The sequence below is a fragment of the Weissella uvarum genome, from assembly GCF_016908785.1.
Classification (GTDB): domain Bacteria; phylum Bacillota; class Bacilli; order Lactobacillales; family Lactobacillaceae; genus Weissella; species Weissella uvarum.
In genome coordinates, this window is the sequence record NZ_JAFBEO010000002.1 from 146,990 (window position 1) to 171,873 (window position 24,884).

At 40.1% G+C, this 24,884-nt stretch carries 24 protein-coding genes; 2 read left to right on the forward strand and 22 right to left on the reverse strand.

What is annotated here, in order from left to right:
- Positions 1 to 13: 13 nt before the first annotated feature.
- The 5 genes from JOC36_RS03255 to tagD all read right to left on the reverse strand — a co-directional run bounded on the left by JOC36_RS03255 (position 14) and on the right by tagD (position 3,555).
- The gene (locus tag JOC36_RS03255; protein ID WP_205145072.1) at positions 14 to 787 is read right to left on the reverse strand and encodes a DUF4422 domain-containing protein; all 774 of its coding nucleotides are present in this window, start codon (positions 785 to 787) and stop codon (positions 14 to 16) included.
- Positions 788 to 811: 24 nt separating this feature from the next.
- Positions 812 to 1,102, reverse strand: a complete 291-nt coding sequence (locus tag JOC36_RS03260; protein WP_205145073.1) for a hypothetical protein — start codon at positions 1,100 to 1,102, stop codon at positions 812 to 814.
- Between the two features lie 26 nt (positions 1,103 to 1,128).
- Entirely contained in the window at positions 1,129 to 1,758 is a 630-nt protein-coding gene (locus JOC36_RS03265) for a sugar transferase (RefSeq protein WP_205145074.1), read from the reverse strand.
- A gap of 136 nt (positions 1,759 to 1,894) precedes the next feature.
- Positions 1,895 to 2,953 (reverse strand): CDP-glycerol glycerophosphotransferase family protein, encoded by a 1,059-nt coding sequence (locus JOC36_RS03270; RefSeq protein ID WP_205145075.1) that lies wholly within the window; start codon positions 2,951 to 2,953, stop codon positions 1,895 to 1,897.
- A 173-nt stretch (positions 2,954 to 3,126) separates the two neighbouring features.
- A complete protein-coding gene (tagD, locus tag JOC36_RS03275; RefSeq protein WP_205145076.1) occupies positions 3,127 to 3,555 on the reverse strand; it encodes a glycerol-3-phosphate cytidylyltransferase in 429 nt (142 codons plus the stop codon).
- Positions 3,556 to 3,714: 159 nt separating this feature from the next.
- Between tagD and JOC36_RS03280 the strand changes: the two genes are divergently transcribed.
- Positions 3,715 to 4,953 (forward strand): aminopeptidase, encoded by a 1,239-nt coding sequence (locus JOC36_RS03280; protein WP_205145077.1) that lies wholly within the window; start codon positions 3,715 to 3,717, stop codon positions 4,951 to 4,953.
- 39 nt (positions 4,954 to 4,992) lie between these two features.
- Here the strand turns inward: JOC36_RS03280 and JOC36_RS03285 are convergent, their stop codons facing one another.
- The 17 genes from JOC36_RS03285 to JOC36_RS03365 form a co-directional block, all read right to left on the reverse strand.
- A complete protein-coding gene (locus JOC36_RS03285) occupies positions 4,993 to 5,610 on the reverse strand; it encodes a sugar transferase (protein WP_205145078.1) in 618 nt (205 codons plus the stop codon).
- Positions 5,611 to 5,825: 215 nt separating this feature from the next.
- Positions 5,826 to 6,950 (reverse strand): CAP domain-containing protein, encoded by a 1,125-nt coding sequence (locus tag JOC36_RS03290; protein ID WP_205145079.1) that lies wholly within the window; start codon positions 6,948 to 6,950, stop codon positions 5,826 to 5,828.
- 77 nt (positions 6,951 to 7,027) lie between these two features.
- Positions 7,028 to 7,927, reverse strand: coding sequence for an RluA family pseudouridine synthase (locus JOC36_RS03295; RefSeq protein WP_205145080.1), 900 nt, complete (start codon positions 7,925 to 7,927; stop codon positions 7,028 to 7,030).
- A gap of 70 nt (positions 7,928 to 7,997) precedes the next feature.
- Positions 7,998 to 8,198, reverse strand: a complete 201-nt coding sequence (locus JOC36_RS03300) for a cold-shock protein (protein WP_205145081.1) — start codon at positions 8,196 to 8,198, stop codon at positions 7,998 to 8,000.
- Positions 8,199 to 8,355: 157 nt separating this feature from the next.
- Complete coding sequence (locus tag JOC36_RS03305) at positions 8,356 to 9,114, reverse strand: DUF4811 domain-containing protein (RefSeq protein ID WP_205145082.1); 759 nt, start codon at positions 9,112 to 9,114, stop codon at positions 8,356 to 8,358.
- Positions 9,115 to 9,117: 3 nt separating this feature from the next.
- Positions 9,118 to 10,656 (reverse strand): MDR family MFS transporter, encoded by a 1,539-nt coding sequence (locus JOC36_RS03310; protein WP_205145284.1) that lies wholly within the window; start codon positions 10,654 to 10,656, stop codon positions 9,118 to 9,120.
- Positions 10,657 to 10,844: 188 nt separating this feature from the next.
- A complete protein-coding gene (locus JOC36_RS03315; protein WP_205145083.1) occupies positions 10,845 to 11,567 on the reverse strand; it encodes a LysM peptidoglycan-binding domain-containing protein in 723 nt (240 codons plus the stop codon).
- A gap of 345 nt (positions 11,568 to 11,912) precedes the next feature.
- Positions 11,913 to 12,857, reverse strand: a complete 945-nt coding sequence (gene coaA / locus JOC36_RS03320) for a type I pantothenate kinase (protein ID WP_205145084.1) — start codon at positions 12,855 to 12,857, stop codon at positions 11,913 to 11,915.
- A 3-nt stretch (positions 12,858 to 12,860) separates the two neighbouring features.
- On the reverse strand, positions 12,861 to 15,146 hold the full coding sequence (gene helD / locus JOC36_RS03325; RefSeq protein ID WP_205145085.1) for an RNA polymerase recycling motor HelD: 2,286 nt from the start codon (positions 15,144 to 15,146) through the stop codon (positions 12,861 to 12,863).
- A gap of 116 nt (positions 15,147 to 15,262) precedes the next feature.
- Positions 15,263 to 16,420, reverse strand: coding sequence for a recombinase RecA (gene recA / locus JOC36_RS03330; RefSeq protein WP_205145086.1), 1,158 nt, complete (start codon positions 16,418 to 16,420; stop codon positions 15,263 to 15,265).
- Positions 16,421 to 16,497: 77 nt separating this feature from the next.
- On the reverse strand, positions 16,498 to 16,974 hold the full coding sequence (locus tag JOC36_RS03335) for a nicotinamide-nucleotide amidohydrolase family protein (RefSeq protein ID WP_205145087.1): 477 nt from the start codon (positions 16,972 to 16,974) through the stop codon (positions 16,498 to 16,500).
- 99 nt (positions 16,975 to 17,073) lie between these two features.
- The gene (pgsA, locus tag JOC36_RS03340; RefSeq protein ID WP_205145088.1) at positions 17,074 to 17,658 is read right to left on the reverse strand and encodes a CDP-diacylglycerol--glycerol-3-phosphate 3-phosphatidyltransferase; all 585 of its coding nucleotides are present in this window, start codon (positions 17,656 to 17,658) and stop codon (positions 17,074 to 17,076) included.
- Between the two features lie 12 nt (positions 17,659 to 17,670).
- Positions 17,671 to 18,582 carry a helix-turn-helix domain-containing protein gene (locus JOC36_RS03345; protein WP_205145089.1) on the reverse strand — a complete coding sequence of 304 codons (912 nt, stop codon included), beginning with the start codon at positions 18,580 to 18,582 and terminating at the stop codon, positions 17,671 to 17,673.
- A 62-nt stretch (positions 18,583 to 18,644) separates the two neighbouring features.
- Positions 18,645 to 19,913 (reverse strand): EF-P 5-aminopentanol modification-associated protein YfmH, encoded by a 1,269-nt coding sequence (gene yfmH / locus JOC36_RS03350; protein WP_205145090.1) that lies wholly within the window; start codon positions 19,911 to 19,913, stop codon positions 18,645 to 18,647.
- The gene (gene yfmF / locus JOC36_RS08695) at positions 19,903 to 21,171 is read right to left on the reverse strand and encodes an EF-P 5-aminopentanol modification-associated protein YfmF (RefSeq protein WP_205145091.1); all 1,269 of its coding nucleotides are present in this window, start codon (positions 21,169 to 21,171) and stop codon (positions 19,903 to 19,905) included. Before yfmF ends, yfmH begins: the two co-directional genes overlap by 11 nt.
- A gap of 90 nt (positions 21,172 to 21,261) precedes the next feature.
- On the reverse strand, positions 21,262 to 22,722 hold the full coding sequence (gene cls / locus JOC36_RS03360; protein ID WP_205145092.1) for a cardiolipin synthase: 1,461 nt from the start codon (positions 22,720 to 22,722) through the stop codon (positions 21,262 to 21,264).
- A 157-nt stretch (positions 22,723 to 22,879) separates the two neighbouring features.
- The gene (locus tag JOC36_RS03365) at positions 22,880 to 24,214 is read right to left on the reverse strand and encodes an FAD-dependent oxidoreductase (RefSeq protein ID WP_205145093.1); all 1,335 of its coding nucleotides are present in this window, start codon (positions 24,212 to 24,214) and stop codon (positions 22,880 to 22,882) included.
- Between the two features lie 355 nt (positions 24,215 to 24,569).
- Between JOC36_RS03365 and JOC36_RS03370 the strand changes: the two genes are divergently transcribed.
- Entirely contained in the window at positions 24,570 to 24,848 is a 279-nt protein-coding gene (locus JOC36_RS03370; protein WP_205145094.1) for a sunset domain-containing protein, read from the forward strand.
- Positions 24,849 to 24,884 lie beyond the last annotated feature (36 nt).

A 24,884-nucleotide genomic window follows, 5' to 3' on the forward strand; every position in this document is an offset into this window, starting at 1 on the left:
TTCACCATGTTTTTTAAAAATGTGTTTTAGCCGGCTGATTTTTAAGGAACTTACGCTTTAAAAATTGCGTTCCTTTATCAATCCAGTTCGTTTTCTCAGTTGTTACTAATGGAAACTCACGATAAGTCAATTGATTTGTTTCAAGCCATACGTCCTTTAAACGCTCTGCTAAGAATCCAAATACGCGCGCATCCTGACCTTGGTAATCTTGGTACGGAATTTGTGCTTGCACCTTTTCTAATACACCAAACAAGAAGTCCGTATATGATTGAAAATGCCCTTGCTTCATAATACTCATATTATATAGATGAATTTTACTTGACGCTTCCATCCGTCGAAAGGCTGGTAAGTAACTTGGGTAATCTAACTCAATGACTTTTTCCAGCACAAAGAAAGGTTCATTTAAATGCGCATTCAAATAATGATCACGTTGATTATCAATCACATAATTGCGATGCTTTGGTAAAAGCACGTCCACCTCAGCTAAAGCGCTATTAATGTCTGATTCAGACAAAACATCTGCTAAATCATGACTGCTTTTACGACCTAAGTAACGCCGATAGTGGGCCAAGCCCAACACATCCTCATCTTGTAAATTATATTTAGCCCAATATAGCGCCGTTAATTCATTATAATAAGGATTCATTTCCGATATATTTTGCCCAGTATCATCGCCCACATAGCCCGCTGGCATATCATCCTTTAAGGCACTACCAACGTAAACGGGTAGATAAATATCGGACTTAGGCATCTGATAGGGCTTATGTGCTGCCACAATAATTTTCATAACTATATCTCCCGATTAATGTTTTTAATGCTTCAGCATCTTCGGATTTTTGTGAACGTACGTCACAACCGATTGATTCTCTGCTTTAGCACGACTACTAATTTGCGCAAGTTGGGCATCTGATACCCCATCAGTTTTAATGCCAGCTTTGTTTAGAGTGTGCCGAGTTTGTTGGGCTTTTTGCTTTCGATCAGATTGGACCTGTTCAACCTGTCGACTATGTACATTTTGAACATAATAGCTGCCCAGGGCCATGATTAACAATAGTCCAACAATCGTTATACCCAAAACGCGATTTCGCTGCTTTTCTGTCATATCCATCCCTCTCAGCACTATCCGTACTACATCGCACCAACTTTTTTAAAAATAGCCTTGATGGTCATAAAAATAATTTTGAAATCAAACCACATATTCGCGTGCGTCGCATACTCGATTTCCAATTGTGCCCGTTCGGGATATTGAATGGTACTGCGTCCACTTGCCTGCCAAAGCCCCATGGCTCCAGGCAAAACTGATAAGAACACATCGACCTCATCCCCGTATTCGCATAACTCTTTTTCAACTACCGGTCGGGGGCCAATAATACTCATATCCCCCTTTAAGATATTGATAAATTGTGGCAATTCATCAATTGACGTCCGGCGCAGAAAGGCTCCCAACTTTGTAATTCTAGGATCCTCATCCGTGGGTAGTTTATACCCATTATCAACGAACTTTTTGTACAATTCTTTATTTTCATAAAGTCGTTGATCGGCTCCAACAACCATCGAACGAAATTTATAAATTTGAAAAGGTTTATGATTTAAACCAATCCGTGTTTGTTGGTAAAAGACAGGCCCACGATTATCTCCAAACAAATACAAAAAAGCGACAAAAGCGAAAACCGGCGCTAAAACAATCAAGGCGAATACCGCCACTGATATATCTAAGAACCGTTTCCAAAATATATAACTTTTACTCTTCTTCGTCATCGACCTACCTCTTTTTCGTGATAGTGTATTCACTTTTTAAAAAACTATCACATCTTATTTAAGCCTTTTTCCATCCCCAATAGATTACCTTTTTGACGTATGAAATACCACTAATTAAATGAAATTTTGGCGTTTTTTAAAGATTTTCATTAAAGATCTGCCTCAACGCTGCAATCGTCTGTTCAGTCGTATGTGGGTCATAGGTCGTTTCTAAATTAGCCACCGCTTCCATCGAGCACGATGCTTGAGCTAACTGTTGTTGCAATTCATCAAATGTTCGGGCCATCGGCAAATGTAACGTCGCTGGATCCAACGCCAGACCTCTTTCACTACGATAAGTTTCTAAATCAGGCACATATAGATAAATAGGTTTCTGCCAATATGCAAAATCAAATAAAATACTTGAATAATCCGTAATCAACAAATCCGCCTGAGCGAAAATTTGGTAAACATCATAATTATTGCCATCAATTAACCCCGGCAGTTGTTGATGTTCTGAAAAATAATGGCCCCGATAAATAACCTGATAATTTTCCATCAGTTTAGTTAACTCAGTGGCTGACAAAAATCCTGTGTCATCATCACTTCCACGATAGGTAGGTGCATACAGCAAAACTGGCTTATTGGAGTTTAGCGCTCCTAATAACTGTTGATCTGGACTTTTAGCTGCACTTTGGGAAAGCCATTTACGTAATTGTCCTTGTACCACAAGGTGTTTTGTTTTCGGAAACAATTCATGCAATCGCTCTGCATCATAGTCACAATATGCAAACAAATAATCAATTGGTACATTGTCATACCAATGTTGAACTAACCACGAAAGATCTTTTTCCGCATGGCCAAGTGTCTTCATCGGCATGCCATGCCAAAATTGAATATAAATTTGTTCTGGTCTTTTAACATTCAATAATCGTTCAATCGAACTATTAGCAATCCAATACTTAGACGCCAATAAATTCCAAAAGTAACTGAATGAATTCATTTTAACAATCTTAACATCTGACATTTCAGTGAAATTCTCAGGATGCTGGACGGCCCAAACAAAATCATAATTAGCAAAGCTTGGGTCATTTTTTAAAATTTGAAAAGCCGCCCAAGGCGTATCCGAAATTTGACGTCCACTATAAGAAGCCAGCATGACTTGCTTAGACCGAATTGATACAAATACACGCAAGACGCGTAAAAGGATCTGCATACCAGCACTAAATATCATCCCCAAAAGTTTCGAGTTCTTTACAACATTTTTTATTTTTTTCATTGGTTATATCCTTGCCAGGTAATTTAATTAAGTAGTCTAAAACACACCTAATTAATAAAAAACACCTGTCGCGTGACAAGTGTCCTCAAATAAGAAATTCAAGCATATACTTATAAGTCAGCAGTTCCATCAGTTACTAATGACTTATCATTCAAATCTTGCTTAATTTGGGTCGTTGAAATTTCAGGTGTCCGATCCAAGTAAGTCACCTTCACACCTGTTTCTTCTTCAAGATAGTCAAACTTACCACGCCAATCACCACCCATGACAAACTCATCGGCTTGGTACAACTCAATGTCCTTTGGCTTTTGGTCCCATGATTCTTCAGGAATCACAAGATCCACGTAACGAATTGCTTCTAACAATTGCTTACGCTTTTCGTAGCTGAAATAAGTCTTCTTTTGCTTAGAGTCCCAATTAAATTCATCCGTTGAAAGACCAACAATTAAATAGTCACCACGTTCCTTGGCACGACGCAATAAATTAATATGTCCATAATGCAACATATCAAATGTTCCATATGTAATTACTCGTTTCATTACTTTTCTCCTCTTGTCATCAAGTTCAACCATTATTTTATCATATTCAACACATACCTGGCATTTTATCATACAAATTATAAATAACTTTAGAAAAGTAGCGCCTTACATAGAAGTATTGTAGAATTGAAGCAATTTAAATAAAAGCGAGGCCTGAAGATGACAATCAAAAACTTTGATTTATTATTAGAAAAATATGCAAAACTCGTGATTAACCTTGGAGTCAACATTCGCCGGGGTCAGAATGTCTTGATTTACGCCGATATTGAACAAGCACAACTCGTCCATGCTTTAACTGATGCAGCCTACACCCGTGGCGCTGATAAAGTCGATGTCGAATGGTCTGACGTCCACACAAAACGCGCTTTCCTTGAAAACGCACCTGAAGATGCTTTAACAGCCACACCCACTTGGGTACCGGTAAGAGCCCAAAATATTGCTGATGCCAACACAACACGGATTTCAATTCTTTCAACCGATCCAGATGCTTTTAGTCATATTGATAGCAACCGTGTCTCTTTGCTTGAACAAACATTCCGCCGAGCCAATCAACCAGTTCAAAAGGCAACCATGAATAATGATTTAGATTGGATTGTTATTGGCGCTGCCGGCCAAGCCTGGGCTGAAAAAGTCTTTCCTGAACTAGACGCAGCTGCCACCAAAGACCGCCTTTGGGAAGAAATCTTTAAGGTCACCCGAGTGACAGTTGATAATGACCCAATTGCCGATTGGCAAGCTCACGTCAACCAACTTAAGACCAAAGCAAACTGGCTCGATGAGCAAAATTTCAAAGCTTTACACTTCAAGTCGCCAATTACTGATTTGACAGTTGGTCTTGCCCGAGATCATCGCTGGGAAGCCTCTGATTCCTCTGATAAAGCTGGCTATACGTTTATCGCCAACATGCCAACTGAAGAAGTTTTTACTTCACCAGATGCACATCACATTGATGGCTACGTTCAATCAACGAAACCACTTTCTTATAGCGGAACGTTAATTCAGGATATCAAGCTAACCTTTAAAGATGGGCACGTGACCGAAGCCGATGCTTCAACAGGGCGCGACATCTTAAAACAATTGCTGCAAACAGATTCTGGAGCCAACTCTTTGGGTGAAGTATCATTGGTACCAGATCCTTCACCAATTTCGCAATCTGGCATTATTTTCTATAACACCTTATTCGACGAGAATGCCTCTGATCATCTCGCACTAGGTGCCGCTTACCCTTCAAATATCAAGGGAGGTACACAAATGCCTTTAGCAGAACGCCAAGCACACGGCCAAAATGATTCACTTGTTCATGTTGATTTCATGATTGGATCAGCCGATATGGATGTTGACGGACTAACACAAGATGGTCAAGTTGTTCCAGTCTTCAGAAATGGTGATTGGGCATAAGAAAAAAAGCTCTCGCATGCGCGAGAGCTTTTTTTGTTTTTATTTAACATGTCTAACAACATTGACATCACGCTCTTCATCTCGATCGATATCCGATTGACGAAATACCTTGCCAATTGTTTTCAAAACAATCTTTAAGTCAAGCATGAACGAAACATGCTCTGCATATTCTTGATCATACGCCGCTTTTTGTTCATCCGAAATGTTATTGCGCCCGTTCACTTGGGCTAATCCTGAGATACCAGGTCGCACTTGATCAGCACCATTCATTTTTCGCAAATCAATTACTCGATAATCCGAATCCGCTAGAGGACGGGGCCCGATAAAACTCATGTCGCCCTTCAAAACATTCAACAATTGAGGCATTTCATCTAATGAAGTACGTCGTAACAATTTACCAATAGTAGTCAAATAATTATCCATATCATCAAAGCGTTGATTTGCTCGTTCTGGCGCATCTGGTACCATCGATCGATACTTATAAACTTTAAAAGGGCGACTGTCAACCGTGTAGCGTTTCTGCCGGAAAAGGACCGGCCCATGAGAGGTCAACCTCACCATCAGTGCAATCAACAACATCGGCAAGCCAAAAATAGTTAATAGCCCAATTGCGCCGACAATATCCAGCGCCCTTTTTCCAAATTTGCGATAAAACATACACCCCTCCGAAGACCCCATACATTTAAGCCCATTTATTAAAGAATGATTAGTTTTCACTAATTTCAACCGCATTTAATTATACCATTTCATGAAAATAATCAAAGTATATATTAAGCTAATTCACATCATCAGTCTATACCAATTTAAAATATTAAAAAACACACTTGTGAATTAATAAAATCACAAGTGTGTTAAGAGGTTTAATTTTAACTTTATTCTGCTAATCCAACAATGGTATTACCGACTTGAGCAAAACCAACTTTACTATAATTAGCGTTCATTTCCCAGTTACGGTGACCAGGAGCACCCACCATATTAGTTTCGTTATACCAGGCATTGATTACAGGCGTACCTGCATTCCAACCAATAGCAATCACTTCATTACCTGAACCCGTAAAGTGATCTGCAGGGACTGTTTGAGTCGCGTTAATTTGAGCAGCTCGAGCGCTGGCTTTTGCCGCCAAACCAGCATCCCAAGTCAACGGTGCTAACCCATTAATTTGGCGCAACTGATTCAAAGCAGCAAAAGTTGCATCTGAAGTTTGCGTAACCGCTGTGTTGGTTTGTGTATCAGCTTGTTGATTGGTGTTTGTTGCCTTTGTATTTGATTGCGTTGTTTGTTTTTGTTGTTGTGTTGCTTGAACTTGGGCTTGATTAGTTTGAGCTTCCTTCGCTTGTGCTACTTGAGCATCACGAGCCTTTGACTCAGCCGTTTGCTTAGCTTGTGTTGCAACAGCTTGTTGATTAGCAGCAACGGCTGCTTGTGAACGCGCTTGAATTTGAGCATCACGCTTAGCCTGCACTTGCTTAGCTTGCGCAACCTTTTGCTCAGCCACTGCTTTAGCTTGTGCTGCTTCATTTGCCTTAGCTTGTGCTGTTTGCGCTTGTTGCTTAGCCACAGTTGCTTCAGAAACCTTCTGGGCTGCTACTTGCTTAGCTTGCGTATTAGCTGCTGTCGCTTGGTTTACTTGTGCTGTTTGTGCTGTTTGTGCTGCCTGAGTTGCTTGACTAGCCGTCACAACACCATGACTACTCAAATTCAATGTTGAGCCAGCGTAGATTAAGTCAGGGTTTTGGATCCCATTACGTTGCGCTAAAGTGGCAACTGATTGATTTGTAGCTTGTGACAAGGCCCAAAGTGTATCACCATTATGCACACCATATTGCGCTGGATTAGATGCATTCACTTGTTGCTTTACTGTTGCTACTGAATTGGCCTGCCAAGTACCATCAGCAGATGCATCGACTTGGTTAACAAAAATTCCTGCTGCAAACAAAGTTGAAGCAAGCAAACTTGTCTTACCTACTGACTTCATCAAACGTTGTTGATTTTCCATCGTTAAAACCACCTTTAATTTTCTTAATTGCTATGTACAAGCATAACTGATGCAATTTAATAGAAGATTACAGTTTTTTAACTTTTCTTAACAATGGCGCTAAAGTCAGCTGTAATAGGCGCTTTAACCGAAATTTCTTTCTGAGAAAAAGGCAATTTAAAACTAATTTTTGCTGCATGTAACATTAAACGGGACGAATTTGTCGCTGGATTGTAATAAACATCGCCAACGATTGGATGGCCGATTGCCTGCATATGCACTCGAATTTGATGCGTCCGTCCCGTCTCTAATTCAAGTTGCAGTAAAGTTGCCGTCTCTCGTTTTTCTAACACTTGCCAATGGGTCCGAGCAGCTTGTGATTTAACCCCATTCACCTTACGCAAGCGTACGTGCTCTGGATCAATGCCAATTGGTAAATCAACAACGCCTTGTTTCTGCGTAACTGTTCCCATTACCAACGCAACGTATTGACGCGTTATCTGCTTCGTTTTTAATTGTGCATTTAAGATTGAAACGGCCACTGGATTTTTCGCAATCACAATTGCCCCTGATGTCGCACCATCTAAACGGTGCACCATATATGCCGAGCTATTCGGTTGATTTGCCAAATAGGCTTGCGCTAAATTCATCAACGTCCCCGTTTCGCCAGGGGAGTTAGGGTGTGTCTTTATCCCAGCCGGCTTGTTAGCAACCAATACATCCTCATTTTCCCACAACACTTCTAATTGACCCGTTGCTTCAGCCGCATATTGCGACGTGGCGGTCATAAAATCTGTCGCTAGAAAAGTCATTTCTAAACGGTCACCTGGCTTCAAATGCGTCTGCATATTTTGATAACGGCCATTTAGCAAAACACGTCGATTTTGTCTTAACTGTCCCTGAATCCTTCTTGGCAGCGCCCAAGCGGTTAACTGTTCGCGTAAAGTAACATCGGGTTGATCAACCGGCAATTCAATTGTTTTTAACCATTTTTGCATTTCAGTCTACCCTGTCATTTTTAAATCAATAAAAAAGAACAGTTCCGAAGAACTGTTCTTTTTTTGCTAATTAAAGCTTTGTAACGTCAGCAGCTTGTAATCCGCGGTCACCTTCGGTAACGTTGAATTCAACTTTTTGACCTTCGTCCAATGACTTGAATCCGTCACCTTGGATAGCTGAGAAATGTACGAACACATCGTCTCCGTTATCACGTGCGATAAATCCAAATCCCTTATCTGCGTTAAACCACTTAACTGTTCCTTGTTCCATTGTTACGAACCTCCTGGCATACTGCCAAATTTTTTAAATAATCTAAAACACCCATGCCATATTTCAAAAAGGATCGAAACATAAAACAAAAATCTTTCAAACTATATTTATATGATAGCACCTTCTTCAGTAAAAAGAAAGGCATATCATTAATTTGTTACTTTAATTCACTTAGTTGCTGCTTAACCGCAGTTGTCGCCATTTCAGATGAGATGGCCTTCGTTTGCGCCTTTTGTTGTGCAGCGGTAGCATCGGGATGCGCTTGCATGTAGGCCGTCATCTTCTGCGTCACAGCCTGTTTCATTTGGGCTTGTTGCATTTGTTGCATCTTTGGTGACATTTGCTTTTGCTTGGCACCTAATTGCTTAGCTTGTTCAGGCGTTAGAACTACCCAAGTCTTGCTTGGTACTGTAACAACAGTCCGTTGCTTAACGAGCTTATTTTGTTGCTCGCTAATACCAAACATCATCTTATAGAAATCATTCTTGAAACGCAAACGCGTTGTAGTCGTCTTGACCGTAGCATGATCCGTTTGCTTGGTATGATACGTACCAGTCTTCTTGATTGCTTCAGTAATATGCTTTGAATCCGGCTTATTGTGAACCTTTGCCTTTTTATCATCAGCATGGTTACGATAAACCATGACATAATTGTTGGAATCATCTCCAACTTCTTTGGCAATCAGCATATTTGCGGGTGACTTTGTATCGCCAGCTGTATAAATCTTTTGTTCCTTAACTGTCGTGACTTCCTTCATCCCAAGTTGATTAGTGAAGTTCAAAGTAATTGCTAACACACTAAGCGCCATGCCTAGTAGGGCCAAACTACCTGCCAATACACGTAAGGTAATTGGCTTAATGTAAATCCAGGCTAAGAAGGTTAAAACAACAAAAAGTAATAATATAACAATAATCATGAATTAACCCTCCTTTGTTTCATTTGAGTTGTTGCTTTCGGCGATAATCTTACCCTTACGTAGGAAGAGTGCCACAATCAATCCAGCAACCGCGAACAAGAAACCAATCAAGAATGAGACTTGGAATCCATCCATTGACGCATTCAACATCTTCTCACCATACTTCAATGGATTGGCATCTCGTAAGGCAGCGCCTGGCTTATTTGTATTAATAATATTCTGTATAACAGAAGTTAGCAAAGCGACAACAACAGCTGAGGCCAATTGACGTGCTGTGTTATTTGATGCAGTTGCATGATTAGCCTCTTCAGGTGGCAAAGCTGACATCGCTGAAGCCGTTAATGGCATCATCACAATGGCGACACCAAACATTCGTGCTGTATACAAAGCCGTAATATAGTGTGTTGGTGTCTCTGGTGTTAGGAACATAAATGGTACTGTTCCGATTGCTAACAAGCTAAATCCAACCAAAGCCAAACGACGGGCACCAACCTTATCATAAGCCATACCAGCAATTGGTGACATAATTCCCATCATCAAAGCTCCAGGTAATAGCGTTAGTCCTGAACGCAAAGCAGATAGATTATGCACATTTTGCATATATGTTGGCAACATCATTTCAACACCCATCATGGCCATCATTGCTAACATAACCGCAATCGTGGTGACAGTAAATTGTTTATTCTTAAACACCGTCACATTCAAGAAAGGCTCATCCATATGCAATTGACGCATGATAAAGATAGTAATGAAAATCACCCCAATGACGATTGGTGTAATAACAGTCTTCACATCACCCCAACCATCAGTTCCAACATTTGTGAAGCCTAATAGGAAACTTCCAAATCCAATAACCGAGTAGATAAATGAAATAATATCAAGCTTAACCTTGCTTGTTGGCAAAACATCCCGCAAGAAGAACAAACTAAAGATTAAATCAATGCCTAACACAATCATTGGTACGTAAAAAATTGAACGCCAAGAATCTGTTAGGGTCAAACCGAAAATGACATGATTTTGATCCAAAATCCAACCAGATAAGGTTGGTCCAATCGCTGGTGCCATTCCGACAACCAGTCCACCAAGCCCCATGGCAACACCACGTTGCTCAGGTGGAAAAATATTAACTAAAACAACTTGCATCAAGGGCATTGAAATTCCAACTCCTAAGGCAGCCGAAACACGACCAGCCAAGAAGAGCCACCACATATCATGTTGTTCAGGGGTAAAGGCTGTAATCGCCATTCCAGCCCAAAGCAAACTAAATGCAGCTAAATATAACCATTTCGTGGGAACCCGACTTGTTAAATAAGCCGAAACCGGAATCATGACCCCGTTAGCTAACAAGAACCATGTTGTGGCTTGTTGCGCGGTTGCCAAGTTAATATCAAAAGCGTGCATTAAGGTTGGAATCGCAGTCCCAAGTGACGTCTGCATTAAGACACCTGAAAATGTCGCAACCAAAATAACAATAACCATAATGGTTCGATTATATGGCTTTCCGTGCACATCAACCGGACGCGCGTGCGTCGTATCTGACATATATTCATCACCTTCCATTTCATTTTTAAATAAATTCTCTTACCAGTAGTTAGTAAAAAGTTGACAATGTACAATTATATCCCAATCATGCATAATTTCAAGTGCTTTTTGTTAAACAAGTTGACAAGCTTCTTTAAAAAATAAAAAAAGAGCGGCAAGCCACTCTTTTTAATTATGCTCTATTTTGATTACCACCAACCATTGGCTTGGCGGAAAGCAATCGCATTTTCTACTGAACCATAACGTGAGTTGGCATAATTTACCATTCCCTTAGTTTGGTCAGCAACTGAACCTGTTCCCCAAGCTTCCTTAGTTTGACCTAGGCCTTGGTAACCATTTGATGAAACCGCATTTGGGTTTCCACCTGATTCAGGTTGAACAATTGTTTGCCACATTGCTTCAGTTCCACCATTAGCAATGAATTGATCATGCGTTGAACCAGAAGCAGCGGCGGCAGCTGGCTTTGCGTCTGTTGTTTGAGCAACAGTTGCTGGCTCTTCACTAGCTGGTTGCGCTTTTTCAACACTGGCAGTAGCAACTGGCTTTGCTTGAGCTACTTGCTTTGGTTCTTCAGCATGCTTTGCTGCAGGTTGTTGCTTAGCAACACTCGTTGCTACCGTATTTGCTGCGGCTTGAGCTGCTTGTTGTGAGCTAGCCTTAGTTGCAACATCAGACTTAACATCATCTGATGAAACTTCAATCTTTTGAGTTGTAAAAATTAGATTTTTATCAGTAATATTGTTCTTCTTAACAAGATCATCGATTGAAACATTGAACTTACTTGCAATTTCAGATAATGTATCACCCTTTTGAACAGTGTAAGTTGCCGCGTTTGCGACTGTTTGACCAGCTGCAAATACAGTAGCCAAACCTGCCATTGTTAACGCTGCATTCTTAGTCTTATTACTCATGAAAAATAGTCTCCAATAATTTTTATAATTTATAATCGCTAACTTGCGTTGCTTTGAACTAGACATGTTACCTCTCGTAACAACATCAACTAGTTTACCAACTTAAGCTTTCTATAAGTTACGCAAATATTACATCTTGTTATAAAGGATTACTTTTTTGTAATTTTCTAGCAATACAGCTTAAAAAACACTTGTAACAAGCAATATATCAGGCCTTTTTAAGTCATACACCTACTAGTAGATTTGAAATTATCTTGATAATCACCAAAAAAAACTAGTGATTCGTCTATAAATCACTAGTTAAAACGTTTTTGTTACATAACTGTCACTTAAACAAGTTACTTTTTAGAATTTTCGTAACCAAATTTCATCAATGACGTGGCCCACAGTCTTATGCAAGACTAAATCAGCTCGCTCTCGAGTAGGTAAAATATAGTCATTTAAGTTAGGCAAATTCACATCGCGCCAAACTTCTTCAGCTTGTTGTACCGCTTCATTGAATGGAATTTGCGTCCAAGGGTAGAAATAATTATTTGGATCCTGAGATTCTGCAGTCTGCTTTAACAATGCCACAAAACGATCCAAATACCAATGTTCAATCAAATCAGTCTTCGCATCTAAATAAATCGACAAATCAAAGAAATCTGACAAATAAATGGGAGATTCAGGACTCATCTGTAGGGTATTGATACCTTCAATAATAAAAATCTTTGGTCGTTGAATATAATCATACTCACCTTCCAAAACATCCGAAATATCATGCGAATATTTAGGTGCTTTAATCTCTTCAACGCCATCTTTAATCGTATCCATAAAATTCAGCAAAGCTGGCATATCATACGATTCGGGAAAACCTTTACGATCAAATAACCCCTGCGCCTTCAAATCCGCATTAGAACGTAAGAAGCCATCCGTTGTAACCAACGCAACCTCATCATTCCCAAATTCTGCTTGTAACAAATATTGTAAAAGCTGAGCTGTCGTTGTTTTACCAACCGCCACTGAGCCAGCAATACCAATCACAAATGGGCTCGGCGTTTGTTCTTCACGTAAAAAATTCATGCGTGCCTGCCGTGTTCGTTCATATTGTGCATATTCCATCTTAATATAATCAACCAGTGGCACATAGATTGCATTCACTTCACCCAGTGAAATTTGGTCGTTAAACGCCTTTAAGCCATCTAAGACTTTAGGTGTTAATTGCGAATCTGCAACATTTGTGTCGGTCGATCCAAGTTTACGCCACTGTTCACGACTGAATACTTCATAATTCATTGATGCTTCTGTCATTTTTTAACCCTCGATATATAAATCTTGGTCAATGTCACGCAACAATGGAGACAAAGTTTGGTTCGCCAAGATGGTTAGTTGGTGCATTGCCCGAGAAGCAATCGTATAGACAAGTTGACGCTCATCATCTTCATGGTAGACCGCTTCACTGGCATCCCACATAATAACAGCATCAAATTCCAGCCCTTTAGCTAAGTATGCTGGTACAATAATCGTTCCTGGCACCAATCGTTGATTTTCTGTCCGAATGATTGTCACATCCATCGCATCCCGCAATTGCGCATAAGCACGCTCAGCTTCCGCCAAAGTTTTAGTAATAATCGCTGTCGTTTCATGTAATGCGTGATTATCTGCAACTTGCTGAATTGCATAATCGACCATCGCTTGTTCAGAAGGCAAAACAGCTACCGTTGGCTTACTTCCCTCTCGTTCAAACGCGTTAATCGTAGCACCGTCAATTAAAATTGCTTTGGCATAATCTGTAATTTGTTGAGTTGACCGGTACGTATCAGTCAATTCAATATATTCTGATTTCTCAGGATCAAAGAGATGTGACAAGTCATCTTGTAGGCTTGTTGCATTCTCTTTGGTAAAAATCGCCTGATTCAAGTCTCCTAGCATCGTAAAACGTGCCTTAGGGAAACTATGCTTCAAAAAGGCCAACTGGAAAGGTGTGTAATCTTGAATCTCATCAATGAACAAGAATCGAATATCACGCTCACCATGTGCACCTTTAATCAAATCAAATAACAACATAAAAGGCGTCATATCGGCCAAATTCAAACGGCCTTCCTTCATGCCATTAACCGTGCGCTTCACCCCTTCTTGCCAATCAGCTTCTTCAATACCGTATTTTGCTAAATCAACCAATTGTGGTACTTGTTCCAAGAAGTGTACAAATTGACGATTAATATTGATGAATCGATTGCGGTTGATTCCTTTAACCAAAGGCGCCATCTCGTCCGTCACAATTTTCTTAGCGACATAATTATGTTCTTCTTGGTCTGACTTAAAGTCCTTTTCTTCATCCCCCATCATTGAATCATATTCTTCCTTTGATAGGTTCTCAATGCGTTCATCAACCCAGTCAGATTGCATTTCCTTACGCACTTGTGATTGTAGAATTTTTAGCAAACGTTCTTTGGTGGCAAAGAGACGATTCCCAAGATTATAGTTTTCATTGAAACTATAATAAATTTCTTTAATGCGGTCCGTACTAATCAATTCTTCACCATGGAATTTAATTGGACGGACCTGAATATCAGATTGATTTAAACTCTTAGCATAAGCCTGCATCACATCGAAATAGTCCAGAGTACCTTTAAAATCAATAATTTGTTTTTCTTTTGGACCTGGTTGCGCCTCAAATCGTTCTTGAAGCGTTTCAATTTCAAAACGTGGTAAACGGCGTGATGCATATTGATAGTAGGTCATCTGCACCATGTTTTGTTCACCCAATTCGGGCAACACCTGGTCAATATAATCATTAAACAACTGGTTTGGTGAAAACATCACAACTTGGCCTGACGTTAATTGACCACGGTAGCGATACAATAAATAAGCCACACGTTGCAACACAGCCGAAGTTTTACCAGATCCAGCTGCTCCTTGCACAAACAATAAGTCCGCCGATGTGTTTCGAATAATCTTATTTTGCTCACGCTGAATCGTCGTCACGATTGATTGCATCTTAGTCGTTGATTCGCCAGATAGCGCATCCAATAACATTTGATCACCAACTGCTTCATCAGTATCAAAGATGGTCACAATTTTATCGTTTTCAATTTGAAATTGACGCTTTAAATGCACTGTCGCATGCTGAGTCCCATCAGGCGTTTCATAATCAACTTCTCCAACCCCATCATCATAGTAAATAGAAGAAATAGGAGCCCGCCAATCATATATCAAAAAATGATCCGGCTTGTCTGAAAACGAAGCCAAGCCAATATAGATTGGCTCAGTCACTGAAGAACCCGCATCCTGTACATCAATTCGCGCAAAGTATGGTCGTTCTCGTAAGCGTTCAAGGACCTCAGCTTGATGATCCACAGAATTCATTTCAGCTTCACGTTGCTCTAACATCTGTTGCTGTTGTCGCACAGACATGGCCGTTTCAAATAAGCCACTATAAGTTGATGACTTATAGCGGACATCCTGCCAACCAGCATCGACTTCAGCCTTTTTTTGATCCGCATGACCGCGTTCTAATTCATTTGCAACTTTAGCATCTTGAATCTTTTCCAAAACATGGTCAAGACGGCGCTGCTCTGATTCGTATGGTTCTGTCATCTGAATTCCTCCAACAAATTTATCGTTATATGATACACCTTTTCCCGAGAAAAAGCTATTTTGCATATTATTCTATAAAAAAACCCAGCCCATAAACTGGGCTAGGTTTAATTTCTTTATTTCAAAAGATCAATTTCATCACCGTCATCTGGTTCGGTTCCAGCATCATCAGTACTTTCTTCCAAATTAGCTTCATCAGAACCATCATTTTCTCCAAGATAAGTGCTGCGAATCTTGTCATAAATTTCATCATAGACAGCCTTATGTTCAGGATCTTCAAGCCAACGAATCACATTGACCTTTCCTTGACCAATCTTTTCACCATTGTATGAGAACCATGATCCTGACTTATTGATAATATCCTTATCAACTGCCAAATCAATCATCTCACCAGTCTTAGAAATCCCCTTACCAAACATGATTTCCAATTCAACTTCTCTAAATGGTGCTGCCACCTTGTTCTTAACGACCTTAATCCGTGTCAAATTTCCAATTGACTTCACATCGTCACCATCGGCCTTGGTAGCATCAATACCACCCTTACGACGAACATCCAAACGAACTGATGAATAAAATTTAAGCGCACGACCACCAGGTGTTGTTTCAGGATTACCAAACATCACACCAATCTTTTCACGTAATTGGTTAATAAAGATAACCGTTGTGCCAGTCTTCAAAATTGAACCTGACATTTTACGCAAAGCTTGTGACATCATCCGGGCTTGCAATCCAACCGTTGAATCCCCGATTTCACCATCGATTTCGGCCTTTGGCGTCAAGGCGGCCACCGAATCAATAACAACCAGGTCAACTGCCCCAGAACTAATCAATTCATCAGCAATCGCCAAACCTTGTTCCCCAGTATCTGGTTGAGACAACAAAAGTTCATCAACATCAACACCTAAAGCACGTGCATATTCCACATCAATCGCATTTTCCGCGTCAATATAGGCGACAATTCCACCAGTCTTTTGTGACTCAGCTGCCGCATGTAAAGCCAAAGTGGTCTTACCAGATGATTCAGGACCATAAATTTCAACAATACGTCCCTTCGGATAACCACCGATACCAAGTGCGATATCTAATTTCAATGAGCCAGTCGAAGTTGCTTCGGTCTTCGTAAATTTACTATCACCTAACTTCATCACTGAACCTTTTCCAAATGACTTTTCAATCTTCTTCAAAGCATCATCAAGTGCCTTTTGTCGATCCTTAGGATCATCGACCCGACCCTCAATTTTCTTATTTGGGTTAATGTTTTTTCCACTTGCCATCTTGTCGGCCTCCAATTTGTTAACTTTAACTTAAGTGATACTAGTATACAACTAATTTATACTAAACTGCAAATTTTTTATTTTATTACTTTCAGGGCATCCAACACCATTTGCATACCCATGTCAACACTCTTTTGACGGACTTCAGAGCGATCACCATCAAAATGGTATTCCTGAATATCTTGATATTGCCCGGGGCCAACAACACCAATAAAAACAGTCCCAGCTGGGTGCCCTTCCAAAATTTCCGGACCAGCAACACCAGTGAAACTAACCCCAAAATCTGTTTGCAAAGCCGCTTTGGCACCAGATGCCATCGCTAAAGCAACTTGGTGTGAGACAACCCCAAACTCATCGATTATACTTGCGGATACATTTACTAACTGTTGTTTGGCCTCCGCTGAATAAGTCACAAACGCACCTGGTAACACAGCCGAAATACCACGAACATTAGCTAATTGGCTAATAAACATTCCCGCTGTTAAGGATTCCGCACTCGTGATTGTCAAATTGCGTTCAATAAGCGCTTGCCCTAGTTCTTGTTCAATTTGCATGCTGTCTAACCACCTTTATTTATACATACAGAGACGCTACTTTCACTTAATAGTGTACTGGCTTCTCCATAAAAAAAACAGGTCCGCAGACCTGCTTTTTTATTTAAATCCGTCATTAAATACTGAACGGTTTTTGTAGAAGTAATCAATTCCCGAATAGATTGTGGCAATCAATGCAATCCAAATCATGATTTGTGCAAATGGAATATGCAAGGCTGCAAAACCAACATTATGCAATAAGAAGAAAATAATCGCAATCATCTGTGAGAACGTCTTAATTTTTCCAGGCATAGCTGCTGCCAAGACCTGACCACCATTTTCAACAATCAAAGTTCGTAAACCAGTGATTGCTAATTCGCGAATGACGATAATCGCCACCATCCAAGCAGCTACCCAGTTGAACTGAACAAAGAAAATTAAGGCTGTCATCACTAGCAATTTATCAGCAAGCGGATCAGCAAACTTACCAAAATTTGTTACTAGATGTTGCCGACGTGCAATTTGCCCATCCAAAAAATCAGTAAGCGACGCAATGATAAACAAGATTGCTGCGACAAAATGACTAACAGGTAATTGGGCACCTAACACTTGCCATGTCCCCCAAGCGGGGTTAAAAGCTAAGATGAGCATAAAAACTGGAATCAATATAATTCGAAAAACCGTAAGCTTATTTGGTAAATTCATGCGTTACGACTCCTAACGCTTAAATTGCATATAAGCATTCCAAACCGTCTCATTGTTACTCTTCAATGGTACTTGTTGTCCATCAAGAGCGACCTTAAGTGGTTGTGCATTTCCAATTTGCAAATGGATACTTGTGACATCCTTACCAATTTTAACATTAGTTGGTTGGTTAGCCTTCAATGTACCATTGTAGAGGGCATTCCCATTATTATCAGTAACTTGTAACCAAGCGCTGCTTGAAGCTGAAAGCTTAAGATTAACAGTCTTGTTAGGCATCTTAACGTTCTTATAAGAAACACTCTTGCCAGAAACAGTTCCAGCACCTAGGCTAACGGCACTCTTTTGTGACTTTGCTTTAGCTTGACTTGAGTTACTTTGCTTATCTGAAGACTTAGCCTTATCATTTGAACTTGACTCAGACTTTGAGCTTGATTCAACCTTTGAACTTGAAACTGAAACAGATGAACTGTTTGACTCTGACTTAGATGTCCCAGTGAAAGCTGACACCAACATCCAAACAATCGCAATTACCGCAACAACTGCGACAGCAATCAAAACCTTTGGCATGACTTGGCGCGTTTTATCAACTGGTGTTTCAGTTTCATGATGAATTCCTGCGCGTGTCACATTGTCAGTATCAACACGTGCATTATCGAGATTCGCATCAGTATCTGCCGATGCTGGCTCAACCTCATGATCTTCAATAAACTTATCAGCATCTAAACCAACCGAAGCTGCATATTGGCGGACAAAAGCACGCTCATAAAACTTACCAGGCAATTGATCAAATTGACCATTTTCAATGGCTTGCAAGTAACGCTTTTGAATTTTAGTCATTTGTTGGATATCATCTAGTGACAATCCTTTTTCAATTCGCGCAGCTTGTAGTGCTTGCCCTGTTTCTTGGTTATGTTCTTCACTCATTTTTTGATCACCTAACTATCTCAATGTTTTGTAATATTTATGTTGATTATAGCATATTTCGGTTACATTGGTCGAATTATTACCTTAGAAATTGGTGCGCGATCCATTTTTTCCAAAATATCAGCAACCGTGTCAGCATCCAGTTGTGCCAAAATTTCAAATTCATCCAATGTGGTCGCTGCATCAAACAGATTTCCTTCAAAGTTAACAACTAAATCTTCCATAAAATTAAAGCGGTTAACCATCCTTCCAAGAGTAGCCTGTTTCACCAAAGGAAACTCATGTCGCAACTGAGCAAATAGCTCTGGTAAATGTTGCCATGCGTCCGAAACCACCTCGATCAACCGTTCCGGTTCATTGGTATGACCTGCGGCTGAAATAAAAGCAAAGCCCCGTTCCCATTCAAAATCAATGCTAAAATCATCATCGATTAAAGCTTCATCGTACCAAGCCATGTAGTCTGGTGATAATTCACCAAAAACTAAATCTAATGCCAAACTAACTGCCAGCATCACTTTTAAGGCCTCACGTCCTGTTGGTAAACTTTGTTGAATGGAAAAACGCTGACCTAAAGCCACCTTAGTTTGTTGGGTTGGCAAACGGACCTCCTTTGGTGCCGTTTTTGCAGGCGCCAATGTTGGCTGATGAATTTGAGCTGGTTGCGTGGCAATGCGTTGTCCAGCAACGGACTCTTCAATAGCCTGTTTAAGCTTAATTTCGTCGAAAGCTCCGGTAATGAATAAATCCATATTAGCCGGTTGATAAAAAGCATCAAAGGCTATTTGCAAATCCTTGGCTGAAATTTGAGCTAGTGAGGTCGCGTTTCCAACTAATTCTTCCGCCAAACCATCATGTGGATATAATTGCTCCATTAAAAGCCGATAAATTTGTGAATCGACATTATCTTGATACATATCAGCTTCTTGCTGAATAATTTTTGCTTCACGCGTCACAGCCGTTTCAGGAAAATAACTCACTTGCGTAAAATTTAAGAGCTCAGTAATTGCTGCTAAATTATTGGCTAAACTTGTAAAGTAGTAACTTGTACGACTTTGACTAGTAAACGCATTAGCATCGGCCCCCAATTCACTTAAGCGTTGAAATGCATCATAATCAGCCTGACCAAACATCCGATGTTCTAAAAAATGAGCGATCCCGGTTGGTTGATGGTATGCCTGCCCTTGCCAATTAAACTGTGTATCACGTCCACCAAAATCAACGGTTAAGTTGGCTGCCATTTGGTGAAAATCAGGTCGTGGTGCCAGATGAATTTGTAAGCCATTTGGCAAAGTATAGTGTTGTTCAGGTGGAAATAAAGCTTTAATCTGCATCTTCATTTGTTCCTTTCAAAACATAGGCAACTTGCAAAGTCGCACGCTTGGCAACTGCTTGCACTGCTTGAGGGGTCACCGCTGAAAGATTATCCCACCAATCAGCAATTGATTGTCCCGTTAGCGCACTGACATAAGCACGATCTTGGACTTGGCTTTGATTATCAAGACTGGTCATAAAATCAGTCCACATTAATTGCTTTACCATGGCTAACTCTTCATCAGTCACCAACGTTTGTGCCAAACTCTTTAAGTTAGCCTCAATCGCTGCTTGCGCTGGCCCAACTTGAACACTCGCAACGCCCGCTGATACTAACAACACATCCGTAAACCGATTATAATCAGTACTAATTGTGTAAGCCAACCCTTGTGTTTCACGTACATCCATAAATAGCCTTGAAACAGGTGTACCACCAAAAATTGCTTCAAAGACATAGGCTGCAAAACGATGTTCTGGTGCAATCTCGAGTTGATAAATCATGGCTAATTGACTTTGGTTTACCGGCTGTCGTTCTGCAACTGTTTTAACGGGCACATGCACCGGCTGGTGATAGTACAAGTTTGCATGTTTAACGCCAGTATTTGGCTGAACGGCAAATGTTTGTTTGACCAAGTTCCAACAAGTATTTTCATCAACATCACCTGAGATTAAAATATCAAGGCGATCATCGGCCCACATAGCTTTAAATGCTTGGTACGCTTGTTGTGGTGTCACATCTTCAACAGCTTTTGGAGTTCCGTATGCTGGCAAAGCTTGCGCAGCTTGATCAAAATAAGCATTTAAGGCATGCCGATTTGCAATATAAGGTCGATCGTCCTCGAGCGCTGCCATTTCATCTAACAAAAAATCTTTTTGCCGTTCAAAAATTGTTAAATCAAAACCGTCTGTCGCATTTCCTAGCGGTTGCGTTAACATATCTTTCAAAAAGGTCAATCCTTGTGCCAATAACGACTGACCATCAGCTGTAAACCGTTCATCAATCATCACTAAGTGCGCTTTAACAATATGTAACGCCCCCATTTTTAAGACATCGACCCCATATTCTGCTCCATATAAAGCACTCAAAGCACGCGCCAACGCTGGCTGACTCTGGTATTTTTCTGAAGTTTCTTCTAACATCTTAGCCATTAAGGCTCTTTGTGCGAAATCAGCTTGCCCCACTGGGCTTGCAAAATTTAATTCAATCCGGATTGTTGAAAATTGTTGAGTGGGTTGAATGGTCACGTGGGTATTCGCATTTAAATCTTTTTTTAACACAAGCAATACCTAAATCCCTTATTAAAGTCTTTTTAAATTTAAAAATAAAAAAGTACGTTGTGAATAATCACAACGTACTCAATCATATCATTATAAGATAGGTGATAGAAGACGTGAAAACTTTTGCTTAAACTTACGCCAATTTGATTGACGCTTGAAATAGGCTTCATCGACCTTCGTTGACTTCTTCATATCTTCTTCAAAGAATGCTTCCAATTGTGCAGCAATATCTTCATCATACATGAAAGCATTTCCTTCAAAGTTCAAGCTAAATGAACGCATATCCATGTTAGCAGAACCAACAGACGAAATCTTACCATCGACAACGACAACCTTAGCATGCAAGAATCCATCGTCATACGTATAAACTTCACCACCAGCATCCAACAATTCCTTAGCGTAATACTCAGTTGCCCGGTAAACGAATGGATGATCTGGCACACTTGGAATCATCAAACGCACTTTAACGCCTGACATAGCGGCAACATTTAACATGTCTTGAATACCTTGATCAGGAATAAAGTATGGCGTTTGAATCGTAATTGAATCATGGGCCGATGCAATTTGACGCATATACCCTTCTTTAATTTGTTGTGTGTCTTGATCGGGACCTGATGTCACAATTTGCATTGCCGTATTTCCCTTAACATCATCAGCAGCATGCTTAGGGAAGTATTCGTTAGAAAACTTAAGCTTATCATCTCCCTTAGCTGTTGCATTCCAGTCCATAAAGAAACGTTCTTGCAAAGCTAAAGCAGCATCACCAACAACACGCAAATGCGTATCACGCCAGTTACCAAACTTCTTTGACTTACCAATGTATTCATCACCGACGTTCAACCCACCGATGTAACCAATCTTACCATCAATGATGACAATCTTACGGTGCAAACGGAAATTAGCTCGGAATGTAATTGGCCATGGTGTTTGCAAAAAGGCCATTTCTTGCCCACCTGCTTCACGGAAACGCTTATACATCTTACGATTACGACCGTGTGAACCAAATTGGTCAAACAAAACGCGGACCTTAACGCCTTCTTGTGCTTTTTCGGTCAACAAGTCAACCAACTTATTTCCTAAATCATCATCAAAGATTGAGAAGTATTCGACGTTAATCGTACTCTTAGCATTACGAATATCTTCAAATAGCGCTTCAAATTTTTCACGGCCTTCATTAAATAGACGCACTGAATTTTGTTGCGTCAAGACTGACTCGCCATTATTCAAAAACAAATTCAAGAAAGTATCTTGTTCATGAATTTGATTACGCTCCTCCTCAGAAAGGTCTTCTAATACCTCACGTTGATTTTCTGCAATTTGATCCATCCCAATGGCATCTTGGGTTCGCATGTCAAAAATTTTACTATGCGAAATTTTACGACCTAAGAAGGCGTAGATGAAAAAACCAACTACGGGGAATAGAAGTAATACAAGTAACCAAGCCCAAATTGAAGCGATATCTCGTTTCTCATCAAACACGGTAATGATGGCAGCAATTAAATTCAAAACGAAAACAATTGCAACAATCCAAAATACGATACTGCCTGTCATAACAAGCTCCTCTCACTAATTAATTATTTTTTATAATACCATAAAAACGTCTCATATTCTTGGTTATTATTAATTAAATGCAAACAATGTGTTATTTACATGCAATTTATTATGAGAAAGGATCATCCAACTTAGCCGTCACCTGATGAAGATTTTTTCATTTGTCTAGCGCCGCCAAAGCCGCCGCCGATAAATAATTAATTGGCTGACTGAAATTTGGTTGGAAGAAGAAGTCAGAATACGCCAATTGATCAATCGTCATTTTGTTTTCAATCGCAAGCGACACAATATTCGCTGACTGCGTCACATCGTGTTTTGAGGCAAATTCAGCTCCGATAATCCGTCGTGAACCTTTCTCCCAAACTAATGACACAGTTACTGGTGTCGTGGTTAGCATGAAATCAGGTCGGTAGTCTTGTGTAATTGTCACAGCATCAGCATCGATTCCCTTAGCTTTCGCATTATCAATACTGGTCAACCCGGTTGTCCCAATCGCAAGCTCATATAATTCCACCGCTGAACTTGCTTGTGTCCCTGGATACGCGACCTTAGGGGTTTGAATATTTTTACCAATGAGCATTCCTTGTCGAATCGCATTCGTCGCCAAAGGAATATAATCATAAGCCTGGGTTGGGTTATAAAAGACAGCACTGGCGTCACCAGCAGCATAAACATCTGGTACTGATGTTTGCATGTATTGATCCGTCTTAATCGCCCCATTTGGTAAGGTATCTAATTGATTAGCGACTAAATCAGTCTGTGGTCTAAACCCTATCCCCAAGATTGCTAAATCAGCCTCAAATTCTGCTTTATCCGTCTCAACGCGAATGCCATCTTGTGTTTCTTCAAAGCCCGTAACTTTTTGTTGCATAGCCAAAGTCACACCGTGTGCTTCATAAGCTGCTTCAACTTGTTGTGATATGGCTGGTGACACATTTTTAGCTAGCACACGCTCTAAAGCGTCAATTAACACCACATCTTTTCCAGCTAATGAAAGTTGCTCGGCTAACTCTGCTCCAATATAACCTGCACCAATGACTACCACCTTCTGAACAGTTGCAGTTCGCTCTTTAAGTAGCTTTGCATCATCCCAAGACTTACTCATTAATACTCGTTCGCTACCAATTCCTGGAATGTTTGGAATGACGGCTTGCGACCCGGTTGTGATGACAATTTTATCAAACCGCTCGGTTGCCATCTCGTCATTGACTAAATCGTTAATCCGTAACTGCTTTTGTGTTAGATCAGCTTGCACAACCTCATGTTGCATGTGCATCTCAATGCCAGCTTCTGTCAACGATTCCGGCGTTTCATAAAACATCTTGTCCGGTGAAGATACATGGTCTCCAATCCAAAGGGCAATCCCACACGACAAAAATGAAACTGTTTGATTTTTTTCGTAGATATGCACCTCTGCATCAGGCATTTCAGCTTTGATCTGTTTCGCAGCAAAAACACCTGCGTGTGTACTACCAATAACTGCAACTTTCATGTTCTCTCTCCTTATATTTCGGTTTGTGATTTTTTGAACTTACTTACTATAACACAGAAACTAAGAATTGAACAGTTTTCCCTTTGTGTTCAAAGAAAAAACGGGATTACAGATTTTTGAAATTCTTAGTAAATATATTTAAATTAATTTTGAAATGAACGTAATCATGCTCATTGCTTTTTATTGATTGTGAATGATTTGTTTTCCACGATATTTTGGTACCTTAATGGCTAGGGTGACCTATTTTTTTGATAGGTATCACAACAAATAAAATATCAATTGCATTATATTGACATATTGTTTAAAATAAAAAAGTCAATATATTTTTAATCACTAAGCTTAGAGGAGTTTTCACATGAATTCGAAAAAAAACGCCCAACTTATGTTACTTACCTTACTAGCATCGATTGGTTTTGGTACAAGTATCGATTTAATCCAGCCAACCCAAATTGACGCCGCCAAAAAAGTAAAAACGCAAAAGAAAGCTAAAAAGCTTAAAATCGTTGGTAATAAGCGGACCAAAATTTATCACATGCCTTACCAACGCCATTACAACATTTCACCTAAGAATCGCATCTACTTTTCTTCACAGAAACAAGCCAAAAAAATGGGCTACCGTATGTCAAAGCAATAGCAAAAAAGCGCTAACTGGATACACCAGTTAGCGCTT